Raw genomic sequence first — 17,894 nt, 5'->3', positions numbered from 1 at the left:
TCAAGCGTGACACAACGCCTGCCGGCGGGGCGGTCAGGGGGTGGCGCCCAGGGACGGCGCACGGCGCGACGGCTCGCGCCGGGGTGGCGGGCCGGGTCAGCAGCCGTCGTAACCGGCGGTGGGCATGGACAGCCGGCGGTGGACACCGGCCTTGCCGGCCGCGTCGTAGGCCGGCTCGTCGAGACCCACGGTCTCCAGGCGCACACCGCGGCGCTCGCACTCGGCGAGGAAGCCGGAGACGTCGGTCAACGCCCGCCCGAGGACCCGGTCGTTCGGCGCGACGAACAGGTCGACCTCACCGGCGTCCACGTCGGCCCACAGGGCCTCCTGGTCGGGACGCATCCCGTAGAAGAGCAGCTGTCTCGTCACCACGTAGCCCTTGTCCACGGCCCAGCGGGCGCACATGGCGTGCTGGGTGCGCGTGTCGACCAGGAAGGGGTCGCAGTCGAGTTCCTCGAGCGGGGTGAGGCTGGCGATCGCCGCCACCCGAACGTCGTCCATGGGCCGACCCTACTCCGATCGCCGCTCGTGGAGGAGGGCGCCAGGGAGCGGAGGGGGCGCACGCGTCGCGAGCGTGATCCGCAGGTCCGGGGGGAGGCGGAGGGAGCGGAGGGTTCGCGCGCGACCCGGGGAGGCGGGCGGACAGGACCCGGAGGGCGCCGAACGGAGGGGGGCCTGCTCGTGGCCACCCGGCCCGACCCGCGTCCCGGGTCCCGCGTCCCGGGTCCCGGGTCCCGCGTCCCGGGTCCCGGGTCCCGGGTCCCGCGTCCATCTTGGCTCTCCCGGCTCCGCGCCCGGCCGGCAGCCCGGGGCCGCGTCGAGGACTCCCCGCATCGTCCGCCGCGGACATCTACCCTCGTGGGAGGAGTTCCGAAGTCGTCGACGGCGCGAAGGGCGGGCATGCCGGTGGAGGTCACCTGGTGGGGTCACGCCACGTGCACGGTCGAGGACTCCGGGGTCCGCTTCCTCACCGATCCGCTGTTCGTGCGCCGGCTCGCGCATCTGCGCCGTCGGCGGGGCGCGTTGCCGCCGCCCGAGGCCGCGGTCGCCGAGGCGGTGCTCGTCTCCCACCTGCACGCCGATCACCTGCATCTGCCCTCGCTGGCCCGGCTCGCGCCCGGTACGCGGGTGCTCGTGCCGCGCGGCGCGCCGCGGGCCGTGCCCGCGCTGCGGAAGCTGGACGCGCGCGGTCTGCGGCTGACCGAGATGGCACCGGGCGACACGGTGTCGGTCGAGGGGCTGACGGTCCGGGCCGTGCCGGCGCTGCACGACGGCCGCAGGCTGCCGGTGGGGCCGCACCACTCCCCCGCGCTGGGGTACGTCGTCGAGGGCGAGGCGCGGACGTACTTCGCCGGCGACACCGGTCTCTTCGACGCGATGGCGGAGTCGGTCGGCCCGGTCGACGTGGCGCTGCTGCCGGTGGGCGGCTGGGGCCCCTTCCTGGGGCACGGGCACCTCGACGCGGGGCGGGCCGCCCAGGCGCTCGCGGAGCTGTCCCCGGCGGCGGCCGTGCCGGTGCACTACGGCACCTACTGGCCGGTCGGGCTCGACGCGGTGCGCCCGCACGAGTTCCACGCGCCGGGCCAGGAGTTCGTACGGCACGCGGCCCGACTCGCCCCGAAGGTGGCGGTGCATCTGCTCGGCCACGGGGAGCGGGTACGGCCCGAGGTCGCGCGGTGATCGACGGGCTCATGCGCGCCGTACGGGAGCTGCCGCCGGAGTCGACGCAGCAGGCGGTCGGCTACCCGTCCCTCTTCCTGCTGGTGGCGTTCGGCGCGCTGGTGCCGGTGGTGCCGACGGGCGCGATCGTCAGCTCGGCGGCCGTGGTGGCCTTCCACCACCAGACGCCGTACGCGCTGCTGCTGGTCTTCCTGGTGTCGGCCTCCGCCGCGTTCCTGGGTGATGTGGCGCTGTACTGGCTGGGGCAGCGGGGGGTCCGGTCGAGGAACGGGTCGCGGTGGCTCGCCGCGCTGCGCGGCCGGGTCACCGCGGACCGGCTGGCCCAGGCGCAGGCGAAGCTGGACACCCACCAGGTGTCGGTGCTGGTGCTCTCGCGGCTGGTGCCGGCGGGCAGGATCCCGGTGATGCTGGCGTGCCTGCTGGCCCGGATGCCGCTGCGACGGTTCGTCCGCGGGGACCTTCCGGCGTGTCTGGCCTGGGCGGCGACGTACCAGCTGATCGGGATCCTGGGAGGTTCGCTGTTCCCCGAACCGTGGCAGGGCGTGATGGCGGCGATCGGCCTGACCGTGCTGGTCAGCCTGATCCCGGCGCTCTGGCGGCGCGTCCGCGGTCCGCGGCGGGACGCGTCACCGGCTTCGGGCGCGTCAGGGACTTCGGGGTCCACGGGCGCGTCCGGGTCTTCGGAGACGTCACGGGGCGAGCACCCGTGAGGCGCCGACCGGCAGGTCCCAGAGGTCCTCGCGGGACAGCCCGGCCTTCTCCCAGGCGGCCCTGACCCGCGTCAGCGGTTCGAGGACCGGCTCGGCGGAGAGGACGAAGGTCGCCCAGTGCATCGGCGCCATCCGGCGCGCCCCCAGGTCCCGGAAGGCGCGGACCGCCTCCTCGGGGTCGGTGTGCACGTCGCTGAGCCACCAGCGCGGGTCGTAGGCACCGATGGGCAGGAGGGCGAGGTCGATGCCGGGATGGCGGCGGCCGATCTCGGTGAACCAGTGGCCGTAGCCGGTGTCCCCGGCGAAGTACACCCTGCACCCGGCGCGGTCGGTGAGGAGCCAGCCGCCCCAGAGCGAGCGGCAGGTGTCGAGGAGGGTCCGCTTGGACCAGTGGTGGGCGGGCACGAACTCGAAGCGGACGCCGTCCAGTTCGGCCGCCTCCCACCAGTCGAGCTCGGTGACGCGGGTGTACCGGCGGCGGGCGAACCAGCGGCCCAGGCCGGCGGGGACGAAGAGCGGGGTGTCCCGGGGCAGGCGCCGGAGGGTCGGCGCGTCGAGGTGGTCGAAGTGGTTGTGGCTGATGACGACGGCGTCGACGGGCGGGAGGTCCTCCCACCGCACCCCGACGGGCGTGATGCGGGCGGGGGTGCCGAAGATCCGGCGGGACCACACGGGGTCGGTCAGCACGGTGAGGCCGCCGACCCGCAGGATCCAGCTGGCGTGGCCCGCCCAGGTGACGGCGAGGGTGTCGGGGCCGGCGGCGGGGAGCGGTCCGGGCGCGAACGGCAGCAGGGGGATGTCGCGCAGCCCGTCGGGGCGGGGGCGGACGGCGCCTTCGCGGGCGAGCCGGGCCATGGCGCGGACGCCGGGCAGCGGAGCGGTGAGCCGGTCGGCGAAGGAACGGGGCCAGTCCAGCCGCATCCGGCCGAGCGGCTGGAGGGCGGGAGCGGTGCGCGCGTCGCGGGCCTTCCGCGGGGACTCGGCCGGGCGCGCCGTCTGTTCCGTCATCTGCGGGCTCCGTTCTACGCGTGGCGGCGCGGTCCGGCAGGGTTCTGCGCAGCGCTTGCCGGCTCCGTCCGGAGTTCTTCGAGGGCGGCACCGAGGTCCGCCAACGCCCTTGCCACGTGCGGTAGTTCCTCCGGGGTCGCCGAACCGAGGGATTCCGTCCGCTCCTCCTCGTCCGAGCCGAGCAGCGGGCCGGTGTCGAACCGGACGCGCAGGGCCCCGAGTTCGTCACCGAAGCGGTGGCCGCCCGGGACGGGGGTGCCGAGCCGCCGGGTGAGGTGGTTCTCCAGCTCCATGGAGTCGGTGACCCCGCGGGCGGCCAGCCCGGCCCGCAACGGTCCGAGATCGGCGTAGAGATGGCGGCCCGCCTGCGGGGGGCGGGCGACGGCGCCGGCCGCGAGGGCGACACGGTGCGCCGCGGCGGCCACCCGCCCGTGGAGTGCGGCGGCGCGGGCGGCGCGCACGACGACCTCCTCGGGTTCGTCGAGGGCGTGCGCCGCCGCGGGGGCGACGGGCCCGGTGACGACGGCGCCGAGGGCGGTGAGGACGTCGAGGGTGCGGGCGCGGCGATCGGTGTAGCGGTCGGCACGGGAGGGGGCGCTGGGCGGGAAGCGGGCCACCGCGCAGGGCCAGGCGGCGGGTGTGAGGGCGGCCCCGAGGTCGCACAGGACGGTGACGTCGTCCGGGCACATCTCGGCGGGGCTCAGGAGGACGGTCTCGTGGGGGCGGTGCAGGGTGTCGCGCCAGGTCTCGTCGCTGATGATGTGCAGGCCCTCGCCGACGGCGGCCTCGCAGGCCTCCCGGACCAGTTCGGGCGGGGCGACGGTGGCGGTGGGGTCGTCGGCGACGGAGAGCAGCAGCACCCGGGGCCGTCCGCCCTCGGCGCGGACCCGCCGGACGGTTTCGAGCAGGGCGTACGGGTCGGGTACGCCGCCGCACTCGGCGGGGGTGGGCACGTGGTAGGCGGGGCGGCCGAGGAGGCGGGCCTGCGGGGTCCACCACGGCGGGCAGGGCCGGGGCAGCAGGACGTCGCCGCCGTGCGCCGCGAGCAGGGCGAGGAGCAGGGGTGGCGCGCCGGGGGCGGCGGCGACGTCCTCGGCGTGGGTGCGCAGGCCGCGGCGCCACCAGTATCCGGCGGCGGCCTCGCGCAGGACGGGGCCGCCGCCGGGCGGTTCGACGCCGGTGCGGCCGGCGGACGCGGCGAGGATCGCGGCGAGTCCGGGGAGCACGGGCAGGTCCGGCTCCGGGGCCGGCGGTCCGTAGCGCACCGGTCCGCGCCCTTCCGGAGCCGTCTGCCGCATCTCCCGCACCTCCTGAGCACCGAGCGGCGCCTGGACGGCGCCCCAGTGCCTTTATACGGAGGATCGGGGCGATTCGCCCTTCAGGGGTGCGGATCAGGCGACGGTGACGGGGTGCCGCACGACCGCGTCGAAGAGGTACCCCTGGGTGTTGTGGACCGCGCGATCGGGCTGGACGTTCCCGGCCTCGTCGGTGGTCCGGGAGAGCAGGGTCGCGGGCCCGGTGCGGTGCGGGCGCCACACCGTGCTCCAGCGGACCCAGCTGTTCCGCCGGGGCGCGTCGTGGAGCCGGGCGGGACGCCAGTGGGCGCCGCCGTCCGTGGAGACCTCGACCTTGCGGACGGGTGCGTGGGCGGACCAGGCGCGGCCGGTGAGCCGCTGCGTGCGGTCGGCCTCGAGGGTGGCGCCGAAGGGGAGTTCCCAGCCGCTCTTGAGGGCCTGCCGGGAGATCGGGGCGCTGCCCCCGGGCGGGTGGGCGGCACCGAAGAGGCGGTAGTAGTCGGTGGACCAGGGCGAGGAGAGCGGGACGGTGGAGACCTCGATGTCACCGAGCCACTTGATCGAGGCGATGCCCACCCAGGACGGCACGAGGAGACGGACCGGGTACCCGTGGTCGTACGGGAGGGGCTCGCCGTTCATCTCGTAGGCGAGGATCACGTCGTCCAGCGCCTTGGCCACCGGCAGGGGACGGCGGACGCGGCCGAGGTCGACGCCGCCGGTGACGTACTCGTCGTCGAGCCCTCGGGGCTGTACGGCGACGGCGTCGGAGGCGATGCCGGCACGTCTCAGCACGTCGCGGAGGCGGGCGCCCCGCCAGCGGGCGGCCCCGACCGCGCCGAGGGTCCAGGCGGTGCCGGTCACGGCCTCGCCCTGCTGGGTGGTGTAGAGGCTGCGGCCGTTTCCGGCGCACTCGACGAGGGCCGTCCGGGTGACGGAGGGCAGGTCGCGGAGCTGTCCGTAGGTGAGGTGGACGGGCGCGCGGCCGTGCAGTCCGTCTCCCCAGAGGGTGAGCCGCCAGCCGGCGGCGTCGAGGACGGGGGTGCTGGTGTGGTTGCGGACGAAGAAGCGGTCTACGGGGGTGAGGAGGCCGGTGTCCCCGAAGGCGTCGAAACGGGCCTCGGCATTGGTGCCCCGAACGGTGAAGAGCTCCGGAGGCAGGGGTTTGACAATGCCGGGCACGGTGGCGCCGGCGGTCTGCGGCGCGCCGGTCGCGTGCGCGGGTGCGGCGGTTGCCGCGAGGCCGCCGGCCGCAGGCACGGCGGCGAGCAGCTTCAGAAGGGAGCGGCGAGCGGGCGGGTGGGGCACGGGGACTCCTCGGCGCGTCGGGGCGGCGGGCAGCACGCGGCGGGGGACGGCGGAGAGAGGGGCGGCGACGGGAGCGGGGCCGTCGGACGGCGGGCCGATCCCGGGCCGCGTCCGGAGAGGAGCGTCGTCTGCCCGCAGGGCGGGGCCGCGGGCCAGGTGGGCTTTCCGGGCACAGCCTAGGGGCGGGAAGGCGCCGGGAACGGTCCGTTCACAGTGCCTTCATGTGACGGATCGTCATCTCGGTCGCGACGGCCGGGGACCGCCCGGCGTCGGCGCCTGGGGGGCGTGCCGAGGGCAGGTACGACGCGGTCCCGTCGGGCGCGGCAGGCACACTGTTCGCATGCGCGACCTCCTCACCGTCCCCCTGCACAGCGAGCGGCTCGACCTGGTGCCGCTGCGGATCGACCACGCCGCCGAGATGGCCGCCGTCCTCGCCGACCCGGCGCTCTACGCGTTCACGGGCGGCGCGCCCGCCACCGTGGACGAACTGCGGGCACGGTACACGCGGATGCTCGCGGGCGCACCCGACCCCGGTGTGGACTGGTGCAACTGGGTACTGCGCCTGCGGGCGGACGGCGCTCTGACGGGCACCGTCCAGGCGACGCTCGCACCGGCCGGAGAGGCGGCTCCACCCGCCGGGCGGGAGCACACGGCCCCTCCCGGCTCCGCCTCGCACGACTCCCCCGCACCCGGCTCCGCTTCGTCCGGTCCCGCGAGGGCGTCCGGACGGGTCGCCGAGATCGCCTGGGTGGTGGGCACGGAGCGGCAGGGCCGCGGGCTCGCCTCCGAGGCCGCGCGGGCCCTGGTGGCCTGGCTGGGCACCCAGGGCGTGTCCACGGTCGTCGCCCACGTCCACCCCGACCACCACGCCTCCGCGGCCGTCGCCGCCGCCGCCGGCCTCTCCCCCACCGCCGGCCGGCAGGACGGCGAGGTCCGCTGGGAGCTGGCCCTCCCCCACAGCTGAGACGGCCCGCGGGCGTCCACCCGGGACGGGTCGTCCGAGACGCCTCCGGGGGCGCGCGTTCCACGAGGCCGTCGGCTGGGAGCCGGACGGCACGGTCGCCACCGAGACGACCGCCGGTCACGAACTCGACGAACTGCGTTACCGGCGGGCCCTGTTCACCTGACCGGCTGCCCAGTATCCGAGATCGGGGTCTCAGCATTCGGCGGAGCCGCGTACCGTGGCCGTACCACCCACACGAGGGAGTCAGGTCATGACGCACGCTTCCGAGCAGTCCACGTCCCGCGAGACCGCCGTCTACACCCATGGCCACCACGAGTCGGTGCTGCGCTCGCACAGCTGGCGGACCGCCGCGAACTCGGCGGCGTACCTGATCCCCGCGCTCCGCCCCGGCCTGGACGTGCTGGACGTCGGCTGCGGGCCGGGCACCATCACGGCCGACCTGGCGGCGCTGGTCGCGCCGGGCCGGGTCACCGCCGTCGACGCGGCCCCGGACGCGCTGGACAGGGCGCGCGCGGTCGCGGACGAACGCGGCCTGAAGAACGTCGAGTTCGCCGTCGCCGACGTCCACGCCCTGGACTTCCCGGACGACTCGTTCGACGTCGTCCACGCCCACCAGGTCCTGCAGCACGTCGGCGATCCGGTACAGGCACTGCGCGAGATGCGCCGGGTCTGCCGCCCCGGCGGAGTGGTCGCCGCCCGGGACAGCGACTACGGATCCTTCACCTGGTTCCCCGAACGGCCGGCACTGGACGCGTGGCAGGCCCTGTACCGACGGGTGGCCCGGGCCAACGGCGGTGAACCGGACGCCGGCCGGCGCCTGTTCTCCTGGGCGCGCCAGGCCGGCTTCACTCAGGTCACGACCACCGCGGCGACCTGGTGCTTCGCCCAGCCGGACGAGCGGGCCTGGTGGAGCGGACTGTGGGCGGACCGTACGACCGAGTCCGTCTACGCGGAGCTGGCGGTGGACGGCGGCCACGCGACCTCCGAGGACCTGGCGGAGATCGCCGAAGCCTGGCGGGAGTGGGGCCGCCAGGAGGACGCGTGGTTCATGGTCCCGCACGGCGAGATCCTGTGCCGGGTCTCCTGACCCGGCCCCACGTCGACGGCCCGGCCGGCCGGGAAGGCGGCCCTTCCCGGGGCCCTTCCCGGGGCCCGTCCAGGCGGCCGCCTCCACCCGTCCGAAGCCGTCAACTACGCTGATCCGTATGGAGATTCTTGGCACAACGCTGCGTATCTGCGTCGACGATCTCGACTCGGCGGTGCTCTTCTACGAGCGCCTCACCGGGGGCCGCGCCCAGCGGTTCGAACGGGGAGGCGTCTCGGTCGCGGCCGTCGGCTGCTTCCTCCTCATGAGTGGTCCGGAGTCGGAGCTGGAGGTGCTGCGGAAGGTCGCGGCGACCATCTCCGTCGACGACCTGGACGTCGCGTTCACCGCGCTGACCGAGGCCGGGGCCAAGGTCGTCGCCGGACCGGTGCCGACCCCGGTGGGCCGCAACCTCATCGCGGTCCACCCGGACGGCTCCGTCTTCGAGTACGTCGACCTCCGCTCCTGACACCCCGCCCGGCCCGCGCCCCTCAGGGCCTGTCGCAGGGACGCATCCGGAAGTCGTAGTGCTCCGGCAGGGGTTCGTCGGTGAGGGCGGCCCAGACCTCGCCCAGTTCCTCGGCGCCCTCACGCAGGTCCGCCACCTCGAAGCCCGCGTCGAAGACGGCGCGGGCCTCGCGCCGGCGGCCCTCGGCGAGCAGCAGCCGCGCCTCCAGGAACCGGAAGGCGCCCTGTTCCCGCGCCCGTTCCGGGAGCCGGTCCCAGAGCGCACGGCCCTCCTCGGCCCGGCCGACGACGAGGTGCGCAACGACCGCCTCCCGTCCGAGGGCGGCGGCGACGGCCTCCTCGCCCTCGGGCAGGGCGTCGAAGGCCTCCGCCAGGCGTTCGGCGGCGCGGACCGGGTGCCCGCCCTCCTGGTCGGCGACGGCGAGACAGTAGAGCAGCGGCCAGCGCACGGGTGTCCCGGCCAGGCCCCGCTCCCAGCTGCGGACGGCCTGGGCGAGGTCGCCGGCGTGCCACTGCGCGAGACCGAGGTGGTACTCGGTCCGGGGATCGGCGGGAGCGGTCTCCAGCATGTCCCGCCAGGGATCCGCCACGAGCGGGGGGCCGGGCACCACGGACTCGCCCCACGGCGGCAGGACCCCGGTGCGGAGCAGCTCCAGCCAGGGCTTCTGCTCCTCGCCCAGTGTGGAGGCGGGGAACGGCGTGCCGGGCAACACGTGCGCCCCGCGCAGGACTTCGAGGGCGCCCCAGCCCGAGCCCGCGGCCAGCGGGGTGACCGGATCGGCGTCGGCCGGCCCGTCCCGCCACGTCCGGTACGCGGTCTCCACGGCCGCGCGCGGCAGGACCTCCTCCAGCCGCGTCTCGACCCCGGCCCGCGCCGCGGCCCAGTCGTCGCCGCGTGCCTCGGCCGCCTCGGTAGCGAGCGGACCGTAGACCTCCAGCCAGCTGAGCTCCTCGCCGCCCTCCAGCCTGACGTGCTCCAGCTGGGTACGGGCGAGGCCGGCCTGGATCTCCGCGTAGCCGGGCGCCCCCGGTTCGGTGAGCCACCGCTGCCAGCGCCGTCCGCCGGCGGCCGTGCCCCAGAGGAACAGCTTGCGTCCGCGCAGCAGGTCAGTGGACGTCTGGACGAGTCCGGCGCCGCTGTCGTCCAGGGCGGCGATCCAGCGCCGCTGGGTGTCCGCGAGTTCGTAGAAGTAGTCGGCGGGCAGGGTGCCGCGCAGCGGCAGGGTGCGGTCGGTGCCGTCCTCGGTGCGCGGGACGGGCAGCCGACGGAGTCCGCGTTCGTAGCCGTGGTGCCAGGCCGAGTCGGCGGGGGCGATGACGCGCAGGTCCTCGGGCACGGCGGTGTTGGTCCACCAGTAGACCGGGACGGGCCGCTCGTGCGGGTTGCGGATCCGTATGCCGACGTGGAGGAAGTCGGAGCCCTCGGGGAGCCACAGGTCGACCTGGAAGGGCAGGTCCCGCAGGCGTTCCCATTCCCAGAGGCGGACCATCTCGCCCCCGTCGGGGGCGGGGACGACGGCGGCGTGCAGCGGCGCGCAGGACAGGGTGGTGTGGCCGGTCGCGCCGATGTTCCACTCGATGCCGCCGGCGAACCAGGCGCCGTTGAGCGCGAAGGCGGCGGGCTGGAAAACCGGGTTGCGGTGGACCAGTTCGCGTCCGGTGGGCTTGTGGTGCAGCGAGTGGATCCGGCCGCCGAGACCGGGCAGGACGGTGACCCGGAGCCGGTCGTTCTCGATCACGACGGCGTCGAGGGCCGTGGGGGTGCGGTCGCGTCCGTAGCCGTCCCGGACCGGTGTCGGCAGCAGGGTGCGCAGAGGTCCGTAGTGCAGCTGACGGGCCATGTCGCGGGGCATGTCCGCCGTGGCGCGCGCGTCGACGGCGTGCGCCGTGTCGAGGGTCCGCAGGGCCGGCAGGGGGTTGTCCGGGCCCAGAGGGGCCGCGGGCAGGGTCAGTACGGCACGTCGTACGGTCGTCATGTCGACCATGGAACACGGCGGTTCGACGGCTGACCAGGGGCGCTGTGCGTCAGTCTTCGGTAAAGGCCGCCACCACGAGGTCGGTCAGGAGGGCGCCGGCCGTGCCGTCCGGGTCGAGGTCGGGATCGTAGATGGTGATGTTGAGCCCGGCACACCGCGCGGAGCGCACCAACGGGCGCAGCAGTGCGACGAGTTCGTCGGGGAGGAGTCCGTCGGGGTCGGGGCTGTCGACGGCCGGCATCACGGAGGGGTCGAGGACGTCGGCGTCGAGATGGACCCAGAAGCCGTCGAGGGCCGGGGTCCCCAGGCTGAGGGCGGTGGCGGCGGCGAGTTCGGCCGGTCCCCAGGAGCGCAGTTCGGAGACGGTCACGAGGGGGACCTTCAGCGCGCGCAGGTCGACGACCTCGGGATCGTCGCGGTAGGCGTCGCGGATGCCGAAGAGGCGGACGTCCTCGTCGCGCAGGTAGGGCCGCAGCCCTTCGAGGTCCGTGAGGTCGTCCTGGCCGCGACCGGTGGCGAGCGCCAGCTCCTCGCCGGCGGCGGCGCCGACCCGGCCGGAGTTGCCCGGATGGCGGAAGTCCGGGGAGGCGTCGACGGCGGCGAGTCCGTAGCGGCCGACGCGACGCAGGGCGAGGGAGGCGCCGAGCTGGACGGAGCAGTCGCCGCCGAGGACGACGGGGAGGTCGCCGGCCCGCACGTGCCGCTCGATGCGGTCCGCGAGGGTGCGGGTGTAGCGGGCGAGAGGGGCCGCGTGGAAGACCCCGTCGCCCTCCTGCCAGTCGCCGCGGTCGTAGCGGGGCGGGACGACGACACCGCCCTCGAAGGCGCCGAGCCGTTGCACGATCCGCTGCTCGCGCAGGGCGCCCGCGAGCTTGTGGCAGCCGGGGACGGCGCCGGGGGCGGGAGGTCGCAGACCGAGGTTCGAGGGCGCGTCGATGACGACGATATTCCGCATGCGGTCCATCCTCACCGCCGTAGTCTGGATCTTCAATGACGCGGGCGGGACCCGCGGCGAGCATGTGAGGACGCGAGGGATGAGTACGCAGCACACCTACCGGGTGATCGTGCGCGGGACGTTCGACGGGCTGTCGGCGGAGAGCCGGGAGCGGCTCCTCGCCGAGGTGGACGCGCACGGGCTGACGGCGATGCAGTTCACGACGGAGGGGTCGCTGGCGTACGACCGCACGCTCAAGCACTTCTCGTACCGCCTGGTCGTCGTCTCGGACGCCGCGGACGGCGAGGAGATGGCGGCGGCGCTCGCCGAGGACCGGGTGGAGACGGCGCTGGCGGGGCTGGGGCACGGCCACGGTCCGCTGAAGTCCACGGTGACCGACATGGACACGATGAAGATCAACCGCAAGCGCTGACGTATGCCCCGCGCCGGGGGTGCGGCGTGACGGGGCCGGCGCGGGGACAGGTGGGCCCGGGCCTCGACCGGCGGGACGGACGCGGGCTCCTCAGGAGCGCGGGGCCGTGATCGCCCATCGTTCGTGGTCGCGCCAGGCGCCGTCGATGAAGAGCAGATCGGGCGAGAAGCCCTCCAGCCGGAAGCCCGCCCGGCGGACGAGTGCGCGGGAGGCGGCGTTGCCCGGCTGGATGTCGGCCCCGAGGCGGTGCAGGCCCAACGGGCCGAAGGCGTACGGGAGGACGAGTCCCAGCGCCTCGGTCAGCATCCCGCGGCCGGCGGCGTGGGCGAAGGCGCCGTAGCCGAGGGCGCCGCTGAGGAAGGCGCCGCGGACGATGTTGTTGATGTTGACGAAGCCGGCGATCCGGCCGTCCGCGGTGTGGTCGCAGACCAGGAACCCGGTCTTCGCGGGGTCCTCGGTGAGGGCCCGGACGTACGCCGCGTACGCCTCGGAGTGGTCGGGCGGGAAGAGCCAGGGGCGGTGCAGCGCTCGGCTCTCGCGGGCCCGGGCGGTGAACTCCCCGGCGTCCTCCGGGCGGTAGGGCCGCAGCCCCACGCGCGGGCCGGTGGCGAGGTAGGGCAGCGCGCGGTCGTCGGACATTCGCTCAGGTTAACGGCCCTTCGCGGGGGCGCGCGGGGAGGACAAGACGCCCCGTAGGAGCAACGGCCTCAGCGGCGGGCGGAGGTGACCTTCGCGGGGCAGCTCTCGCCCTTCTTCACGACGCCGATGACGGCCGTGGCCCGCCGGTCGAGCTCGATGCCGGGCGCCGGGTACTGGGTGCACACCTGCCAGCGCGACGGCCAGAGCACGCGCCGGTCGCGCCCGCTCACGTCATGGACGTCGACCCGCGTGCGGTGGTCGAGGGTGGTGAAGACCCGCCACAGGCTCCGGCCCAGCACATCCGGCATCGAGGGCGGCTCGTCCGCCTCGACCGCCTCCGCCGAGCTCACCGCCACCGCGGCGAGCGCCACGGCCACCCCGGCACCGAAGACCAGGGCCCGCCTCATGCGCGCCGCCGGCCGGCGCCACGGGATCCGCGCGAAACCCGGTCCGTGCCCGATGTCGCCCTGCGCCATTCCCGGCCCTCTTCTCCGTCGTACGCGACCCGCCGCCCGTGGGACCAGGATGGGGGGATCGGCCGCCACCGGGGCGCTGGAGGGGGCCGTACGGGTGAGCGCGGCCGCGGACGTACGGGCCGGCGCGGCGCCCGGCGCGGCTTCGTCCACGAGTCGACGCCCACCTCAGGTCTCACTTGTCAGACAACACAGAGGCGTCCCGACCTGGCTCTACGCGCGTCACGGACGATATCCGCTGCTGAACGGCCCGGGGCGGCGTTGCCCCTCGGGAACAGGTCGGCTTAGCCTGCCGACAGGTGAGCCGACAGGTGAGCCGCCAAGCGGAGCGAGGACGGGCAGTGGCAGTCAGCGGACAGCGGCGACGACCGGTCGTGGTGCTCTACGAACGGATCGCGGACGCCATCCACGACGGCGTCTACCCGCCGGGTTCGACCCTCCCCTCCGAACCGAAGCTCGCGGCCGAGCTCGGCGTCAGCCGGCCCGCGCTGCGCGAGGCGCTGCTGCTGCTCCAGGAGGACGGCCTGCTGTCGGTGCGGCGCGGGGTCGGCCGAACCGTCAACGACCACCCGCCGCGGCGCGGATTCGAGCAGATCCAGCCGCTGGAGGAACTGATCGGAGCCGGCACCCCGCTGCGGGTGCGCGCCCTGCTGCGGACGGTCGAGGAGCCCACCGACTTCACCACCCAGCACCTGCTCGCGTCCGCCCGGGCCGAGCTGCGTTTCTGGGAGACGGTCCTGACCGGCGAGGGGGCCGCGGCGGCGCTCAGCCACGAGTGGGCCGCCGCCGACGACGTGCTGGACCGGACCCATCCGGACTTCGCCCGGGCGCTGCGCGAGGAGCCCGCGCCCGAGCGGACCTCGATGCTCGCCGTGCTCGTCGCCGCCTCGCGCGGTGTGCCGCTGGAGGCGCACAGCAGCGTCACCGCGACCCTGCTCGGCCAGCGGCGCGGGAAGCAGCTCGGCCGGCCTGCCGACACCCCCGCGGTCCTGGTCACCCAGGTGGTGCGGGCCGGCGAGACCCCGGTCCTGGCGGCCAAGCACATGCTCCCGACAGGGGCGCCGGCCCTGCCCGTCCTCCAGTCGAACTGAGCGTCCACGCAGCCTCCGCGCCCCTGTCGGGACCGTCACAGCCGCGGGGGCTCCCCGTGGCGTACACTTCCGCGCCATGCACTTGTCTGACAACTCTGCCACCGCTGCCGAGACCCCTGCCCGCACCCCCGTGGCCGAGTGGATCCGGCGTGCTCCCAAGGCCGTCCTCCACGACCACCTCGACGGCGGCCTGCGTCCCACCACGATCGTCGAGCTGGCGCGCGCCTGCGGCTACACCGCGCTGCCGACCGAGGACCCGGCCGCGCTCGCGGTCTGGTTCCGGGACGCCGCCGACTCCGGTTCGCTGGAGCGGTACCTGGAGACCTTCGCCCACACCTGCGCGGTCATGCAGACCCGCGAGGCGCTGTTCCGGATCGCGGCCGAGTGCGCCGAGGACCTGGCGGCCGACGGGGTCGTCTACGCCGAGATCCGCTACGCCCCCGAGCAGCACCTGGACGGCGGGCTGACCCTCGACGAGGTGGTCGAGGCCGTGAACGACGGCTTCCGCGAGGGCGAGCGCCGCGCCGGCGGCCGGATCACCGTCCGCACGCTGCTCACCGGCATGCGCCACACCGACCGCTCGCTGGAGATCGCGCAGCTCACGGTCGCCCACCGCGAGAACGGGGTGGCCGGCTTCGACATCGCGGGCGGCGAGGTCGGCAACCCGCCGGCCCGCCACCTGCCGGCGTTCCAGCACCTGAAGCGGCACAACTGCCACTTCACCATCCACGCCGGCGAGGCCGTCGGCGCGGAGTCGATCCACGAGGCCGTGCAGGTCTGCGGCACGGAGCGGATCGGCCACGGCGTGCGGATCACCGACGACATCGGCGAGGACGGGACGCTCGGCGACCTGGCCGCGTACGTCCGGGACAACCGCATCGCACTGGAGGTCTGCCCGACCTCCAACCTCCAGACGGGCGCGGCCAAGGACTACGCCTCGCACCCGATCGAGGAGCTGCGCCGGCTCGGCTTCCGGATCACCCTCAACACGGACAACCGGCTGGTCTCCGGCACGACCATGAGCGAGGAGTTCCAGCACATGGCGGACGCGTTCGGCTACGGCCCCGAGATCTTCGAGGAGTTCACGGTCGCCGCCCTCGACGCCGCGTTCCTGCCGCTGCCCGAGCGCCGCCGCCTGATCGCCGAGATCGTCCGCCCGGGCTACGCGAGCCTGGCCTCGGCGTAGGTCCGGCAGGGCGAGATCCCAGCGGGGGCGAGATCCCAGCGGGGCGAGATCCTGCGGCGGGGGCGTGGATCCCTTCGTCCCGGCAGGGGTCCTGTCGGGACGAAGGGATCCGCACCGGCCTCGCCCGGCGGCCGGCACGGGGCGGGCGCCGGGCGGGGGCGGGGCGAAGGCAGGGGGCGGGGGGGGCGGGGCGAAGGCAGGCCGGGCGACGGGGCGCGGCGACAGCGGGCCGGGCGACAGCGGGCCGGGCGACAGCGGGAGCGGCTGGCAGCGGGAGCGGCTGGCAGGGGCAACGGTCGGTCGGGCGGCAGCGGGGCGAGGCACGGACGGAAAGGGCCGACGAGGGGCGAGGCACCGACGGCGGCACAGGGCCTTGCGGGTGGGGCCTGGGGGCTTGGGGCGGGCCGGTCTTCGGTGACTTCTGGTGGTTGGCCGCCCTCTCTCCGAGTGTGGCGGGTTACGGCGCCGCATCAAGGGCGCTCCTTCGTCGCGTCGCTGCGCGATGGGCTGCGCCCACCCTTGACCCGTCGCCTTCACCCGCCTTTTCACACTCGGAGGGCGGCCCGGGGAGGGGGCCCAGGGCGGGGGGCCGGGGGCGCGCAGCGCCGTCGGCCCGCGTCGGGTCCGGGGGGGGTTCAGCGCAGCCATTGAATGGGGCAGTCGGGCACGGCTTAGCGGATGCGACTCGATTCCTGGCGGGGATTCATGCCCCGCTGGTCATTCTCCGGTGGTGGGTGAAGCCGAATCCAAGAGCCCTTGGGATGGTTGCCGACCCGGGCGGGCCTCCTCCACCCGGTCGGGTCCATCCCGGCAGGCGGAGTCATCCCGAATGACGCTAGCGCGTACATTACTCGCGGTAACTGGATGGGATATGGGACTTCACGGGTCATTTCGGACTCTCGGGAGGCTTAATGTACGCCGTAGCGTCATTGCACGGTCGAATACCGACGGGCGATGGGACGGGCGTGACGGATGGGACCCACCCGGCCTGCCACCCCGCGCGACCCCTGCCCCTGGCCCTGGCCCGTCCTGGCAATGTTGGCTGCAGATTCGGCTTCACCCCCACCGGAGAATGACCAGCGGGGCATGAATCCCAGCCGAGAGACGAGTGGCACCCGCTAAGCACTGCCGGGTCACCCCATTCAATGAATGCGGGAAGCCACCCCCGGACCAGACGGCCGCCTACGGCGCCCGAGAGGCACCGGGCCCCGGAGCGGATGCCCCTCCCCCGGGCCGCCCTCCGAGTGTGAAAAGGCAGCCGGGACCGGGCGGTCAAGGGTGGGCGCAGCCCATCGCGCAGCGACGCGACGAGGAACGAGGAGCGCCCTTGAGGGCACGGACCCGGCTGCCACACTCGGAGAGAGGGCGGCCAACCACCAGAAGCCGACAAGAGCCCCGGCCCCAAGGCACCAAAACCCGCACCCTCCAAGACCGGCCCGCCCCAAGACCCCAAAAGCCCCCCGCCCCCAAGACCGCCCCGTCCTCAAGCCCCCCTCACGCGACCCGGCGGGCCGCGCGTGCCGCCGTTGCCCGGCGGAAGGCGTTCTGGCTCCGTTCCCAGGGCTCCTGCCCGCTCGTCGTCCCGGTGGCGAGCGCGAGCAGGTGCGGCGTGAGCGCCGCGGAGAAGTCACGGCTCGACTCGACGGGCAGCAGCGTGGCCAGGTTGTCGATGGCGATCACGTCCAGCGGGCGTCCCGTGCCGGGCAGCCGCCGGACGGGCCGCTCCCAGTCGGTGAGCCGGTCGTAGACCGGTACCGCGTCGAAGGGCGAGCCGAGGTCGCAGCTGACGTCGCACAGCAGGGACAGCCTGCGTCCCGGCACGCCCAGGTCCGCCCTGGTCAGGAAGGGCGGGACCGGGTGGTCGGGGCCGATCGCGTGGATCAGTACGTCGTGGGCGAGCAGCCGCCCCCGCGGCAGGGGCGCGGTGTCCCGTGGCCCCCAGCCGGTCGTGTCGACGTCCGCCTCGGCGAGGGCGTCCCGGGCTCCTCGCCCGCAGCGGCCGTCCGCCCCGGTGACCAGCACGCTGACGGCTCCCCCGCTCACGGCGCGTCCCGCGCGGGAGGACCGCCGGCAGAGCTGCAGGCTCGCGTCCAGTTCCGGCCGGGACAGCGGGCCCACGGGCACGGTGAGCAGCCCGGCGCGGTGGAGGACGGCCAGGGCGGCGCCCGCGTAGCCCGCCCAGTAGCCGAAGGCGGCGAGGCGTGCGCCCTTGCCGTCGACCAGGTGCTCCAGGTCGAGCAGTTCCCCGCCGCCCGCCGCGAAGCGCTCCAGCAGGGCGGCGCCGGCGGGCCGGCCCTGGTAGGCGTGCCCGAAGAAGACGTGCCGGTGGCGCAGGGGCCACGGTTCCGCGGGCGGCTCGCCCAGCCCGAGCACCCAGTCCCCCGGCGGTGCCTTGGTCCAGCTTCCGGGGGGTACGACGCGGCAGCCGGCGGCCGCGTACTCCCGGGCGGGGAAGGCGCGCCGGGACGATGTCTCCACCACCAGGTCGAACCCCGCGTCGATCAGCCGCCGTGCGTCCTCGGGAACGATCGGGGCGCGCCGCTCGGACTGCCTCGCTTCGTGCCGCATCCACCAGCGCATGGCACGAGCACCTCCAGCCTCCCTCCTACGAGGGAAGCACCTGTGACCCGCCCGCGCGACAGGAGGCC

At 75.0% G+C, this 17,894-nt stretch carries 17 protein-coding genes; 8 read left to right on the top strand and 9 right to left on the bottom strand.

Annotation, left to right across the window (positions count from 1 at the left end; translation table 11 throughout):
• Positions 1–96 precede the first annotated feature (96 nt).
• Positions 97–501, bottom strand: coding sequence for a hypothetical protein (locus tag ACGFZF_RS11295; RefSeq protein WP_393553271.1), 405 nt, complete (start codon positions 499–501; stop codon positions 97–99).
• A 399-nt stretch (positions 502–900) separates the two neighbouring features.
• On the opposite strand from ACGFZF_RS11295, the gene ACGFZF_RS11290 reads away from it, so the two are divergent.
• The gene (locus ACGFZF_RS11290) at positions 901–1,680 is read left to right on the top strand and encodes an MBL fold metallo-hydrolase (RefSeq protein WP_393553269.1); all 780 of its coding nucleotides are present in this window, start codon (positions 901–903) and stop codon (positions 1,678–1,680) included.
• An 11-nt stretch (positions 1,681–1,691) separates the two neighbouring features.
• Positions 1,692–2,390: a DedA family protein gene (locus ACGFZF_RS11285; protein ID WP_393553729.1), complete on the top strand. Its 699-nt coding sequence runs from the start codon at positions 1,692–1,694 to the stop codon at positions 2,388–2,390.
• On the opposite strand, the gene ACGFZF_RS11280 is transcribed toward ACGFZF_RS11285, so the two are convergent.
• From ACGFZF_RS11280 to ACGFZF_RS11270, 3 genes are all read right to left on the bottom strand, one after another.
• Complete coding sequence (locus tag ACGFZF_RS11280) at positions 2,370–3,398, bottom strand: MBL fold metallo-hydrolase (protein WP_393553267.1); 1,029 nt, start codon at positions 3,396–3,398, stop codon at positions 2,370–2,372. The genes ACGFZF_RS11285 and ACGFZF_RS11280 overlap by 21 nt on opposite strands.
• 14 nt (positions 3,399–3,412) lie before the next feature.
• Entirely contained in the window at positions 3,413–4,696 is a 1,284-nt protein-coding gene (locus ACGFZF_RS11275) for an aminotransferase class I/II-fold pyridoxal phosphate-dependent enzyme (RefSeq protein WP_393553265.1), read from the bottom strand.
• A 93-nt stretch (positions 4,697–4,789) separates the two neighbouring features.
• Positions 4,790–5,998: a sulfite oxidase gene (locus ACGFZF_RS11270; RefSeq protein WP_393553263.1), complete on the bottom strand. Its 1,209-nt coding sequence runs from the start codon at positions 5,996–5,998 to the stop codon at positions 4,790–4,792.
• 340 nt (positions 5,999–6,338) lie between these two features.
• On the opposite strand from ACGFZF_RS11270, the gene ACGFZF_RS11265 reads away from it, so the two are divergent.
• From ACGFZF_RS11265 to ACGFZF_RS11255, 3 genes are all read left to right on the top strand, one after another.
• Positions 6,339–6,962 (top strand): GNAT family N-acetyltransferase, encoded by a 624-nt coding sequence (locus tag ACGFZF_RS11265; protein ID WP_393553261.1) that lies wholly within the window; start codon positions 6,339–6,341, stop codon positions 6,960–6,962.
• A gap of 250 nt (positions 6,963–7,212) precedes the next feature.
• Positions 7,213–8,049, top strand: coding sequence for a methyltransferase domain-containing protein (locus tag ACGFZF_RS11260; RefSeq protein WP_393553259.1), 837 nt, complete (start codon positions 7,213–7,215; stop codon positions 8,047–8,049).
• Between the two features lie 118 nt (positions 8,050–8,167).
• The gene (locus tag ACGFZF_RS11255; RefSeq protein ID WP_393553257.1) at positions 8,168–8,515 is read left to right on the top strand and encodes a VOC family protein; all 348 of its coding nucleotides are present in this window, start codon (positions 8,168–8,170) and stop codon (positions 8,513–8,515) included.
• A gap of 22 nt (positions 8,516–8,537) precedes the next feature.
• Here the strand turns inward: ACGFZF_RS11255 and ACGFZF_RS11250 are convergent, their stop codons facing one another.
• Entirely contained in the window at positions 8,538–10,490 is a 1,953-nt protein-coding gene (locus tag ACGFZF_RS11250) for a DUF5107 domain-containing protein (RefSeq protein ID WP_393553255.1), read from the bottom strand.
• A gap of 49 nt (positions 10,491–10,539) precedes the next feature.
• Positions 10,540–11,445, bottom strand: coding sequence for an arginase family protein (locus ACGFZF_RS11245; RefSeq protein ID WP_393553253.1), 906 nt, complete (start codon positions 11,443–11,445; stop codon positions 10,540–10,542).
• Positions 11,446–11,524: 79 nt separating this feature from the next.
• Between ACGFZF_RS11245 and ACGFZF_RS11240 the strand changes: the two genes are divergently transcribed.
• On the top strand, positions 11,525–11,857 hold the full coding sequence (locus ACGFZF_RS11240; protein ID WP_356600665.1) for a DUF6204 family protein: 333 nt from the start codon (positions 11,525–11,527) through the stop codon (positions 11,855–11,857).
• 90 nt (positions 11,858–11,947) lie between these two features.
• Here the strand turns inward: ACGFZF_RS11240 and ACGFZF_RS11235 are convergent, their stop codons facing one another.
• Positions 11,948–12,496, bottom strand: a complete 549-nt coding sequence (locus ACGFZF_RS11235) for a GNAT family N-acetyltransferase (RefSeq protein ID WP_393553250.1) — start codon at positions 12,494–12,496, stop codon at positions 11,948–11,950.
• A gap of 68 nt (positions 12,497–12,564) precedes the next feature.
• Positions 12,565–12,972, bottom strand: a complete 408-nt coding sequence (locus ACGFZF_RS11230) for a hypothetical protein (RefSeq protein WP_393553248.1) — start codon at positions 12,970–12,972, stop codon at positions 12,565–12,567.
• A gap of 338 nt (positions 12,973–13,310) precedes the next feature.
• Between ACGFZF_RS11230 and ACGFZF_RS11225 the strand changes: the two genes are divergently transcribed.
• On the top strand, positions 13,311–14,060 hold the full coding sequence (locus ACGFZF_RS11225) for a GntR family transcriptional regulator (protein ID WP_393553246.1): 750 nt from the start codon (positions 13,311–13,313) through the stop codon (positions 14,058–14,060).
• Between the two features lie 76 nt (positions 14,061–14,136).
• Positions 14,137–15,246: an adenosine deaminase gene (locus ACGFZF_RS11220; protein ID WP_393553244.1), complete on the top strand. Its 1,110-nt coding sequence runs from the start codon at positions 14,137–14,139 to the stop codon at positions 15,244–15,246.
• A gap of 1,494 nt (positions 15,247–16,740) precedes the next feature.
• Here ACGFZF_RS11220 and ACGFZF_RS11215 read toward each other — a convergent pair.
• The gene (locus ACGFZF_RS11215) at positions 16,741–17,826 is read right to left on the bottom strand and encodes a saccharopine dehydrogenase (protein WP_393553242.1); all 1,086 of its coding nucleotides are present in this window, start codon (positions 17,824–17,826) and stop codon (positions 16,741–16,743) included.
• Between the last annotated feature and the right edge of the window lie 68 nt (positions 17,827–17,894).

The organism is Streptomyces sp. NPDC048338 (assembly GCF_043201055.1).
Taxonomy (GTDB): Bacteria; Actinomycetota; Actinomycetes; order Streptomycetales; family Streptomycetaceae; genus Streptomyces.
The sequence above is the reverse complement of the archived record's forward strand: the minus strand, read 5'-3'. Positions and strand labels throughout refer to the sequence as shown.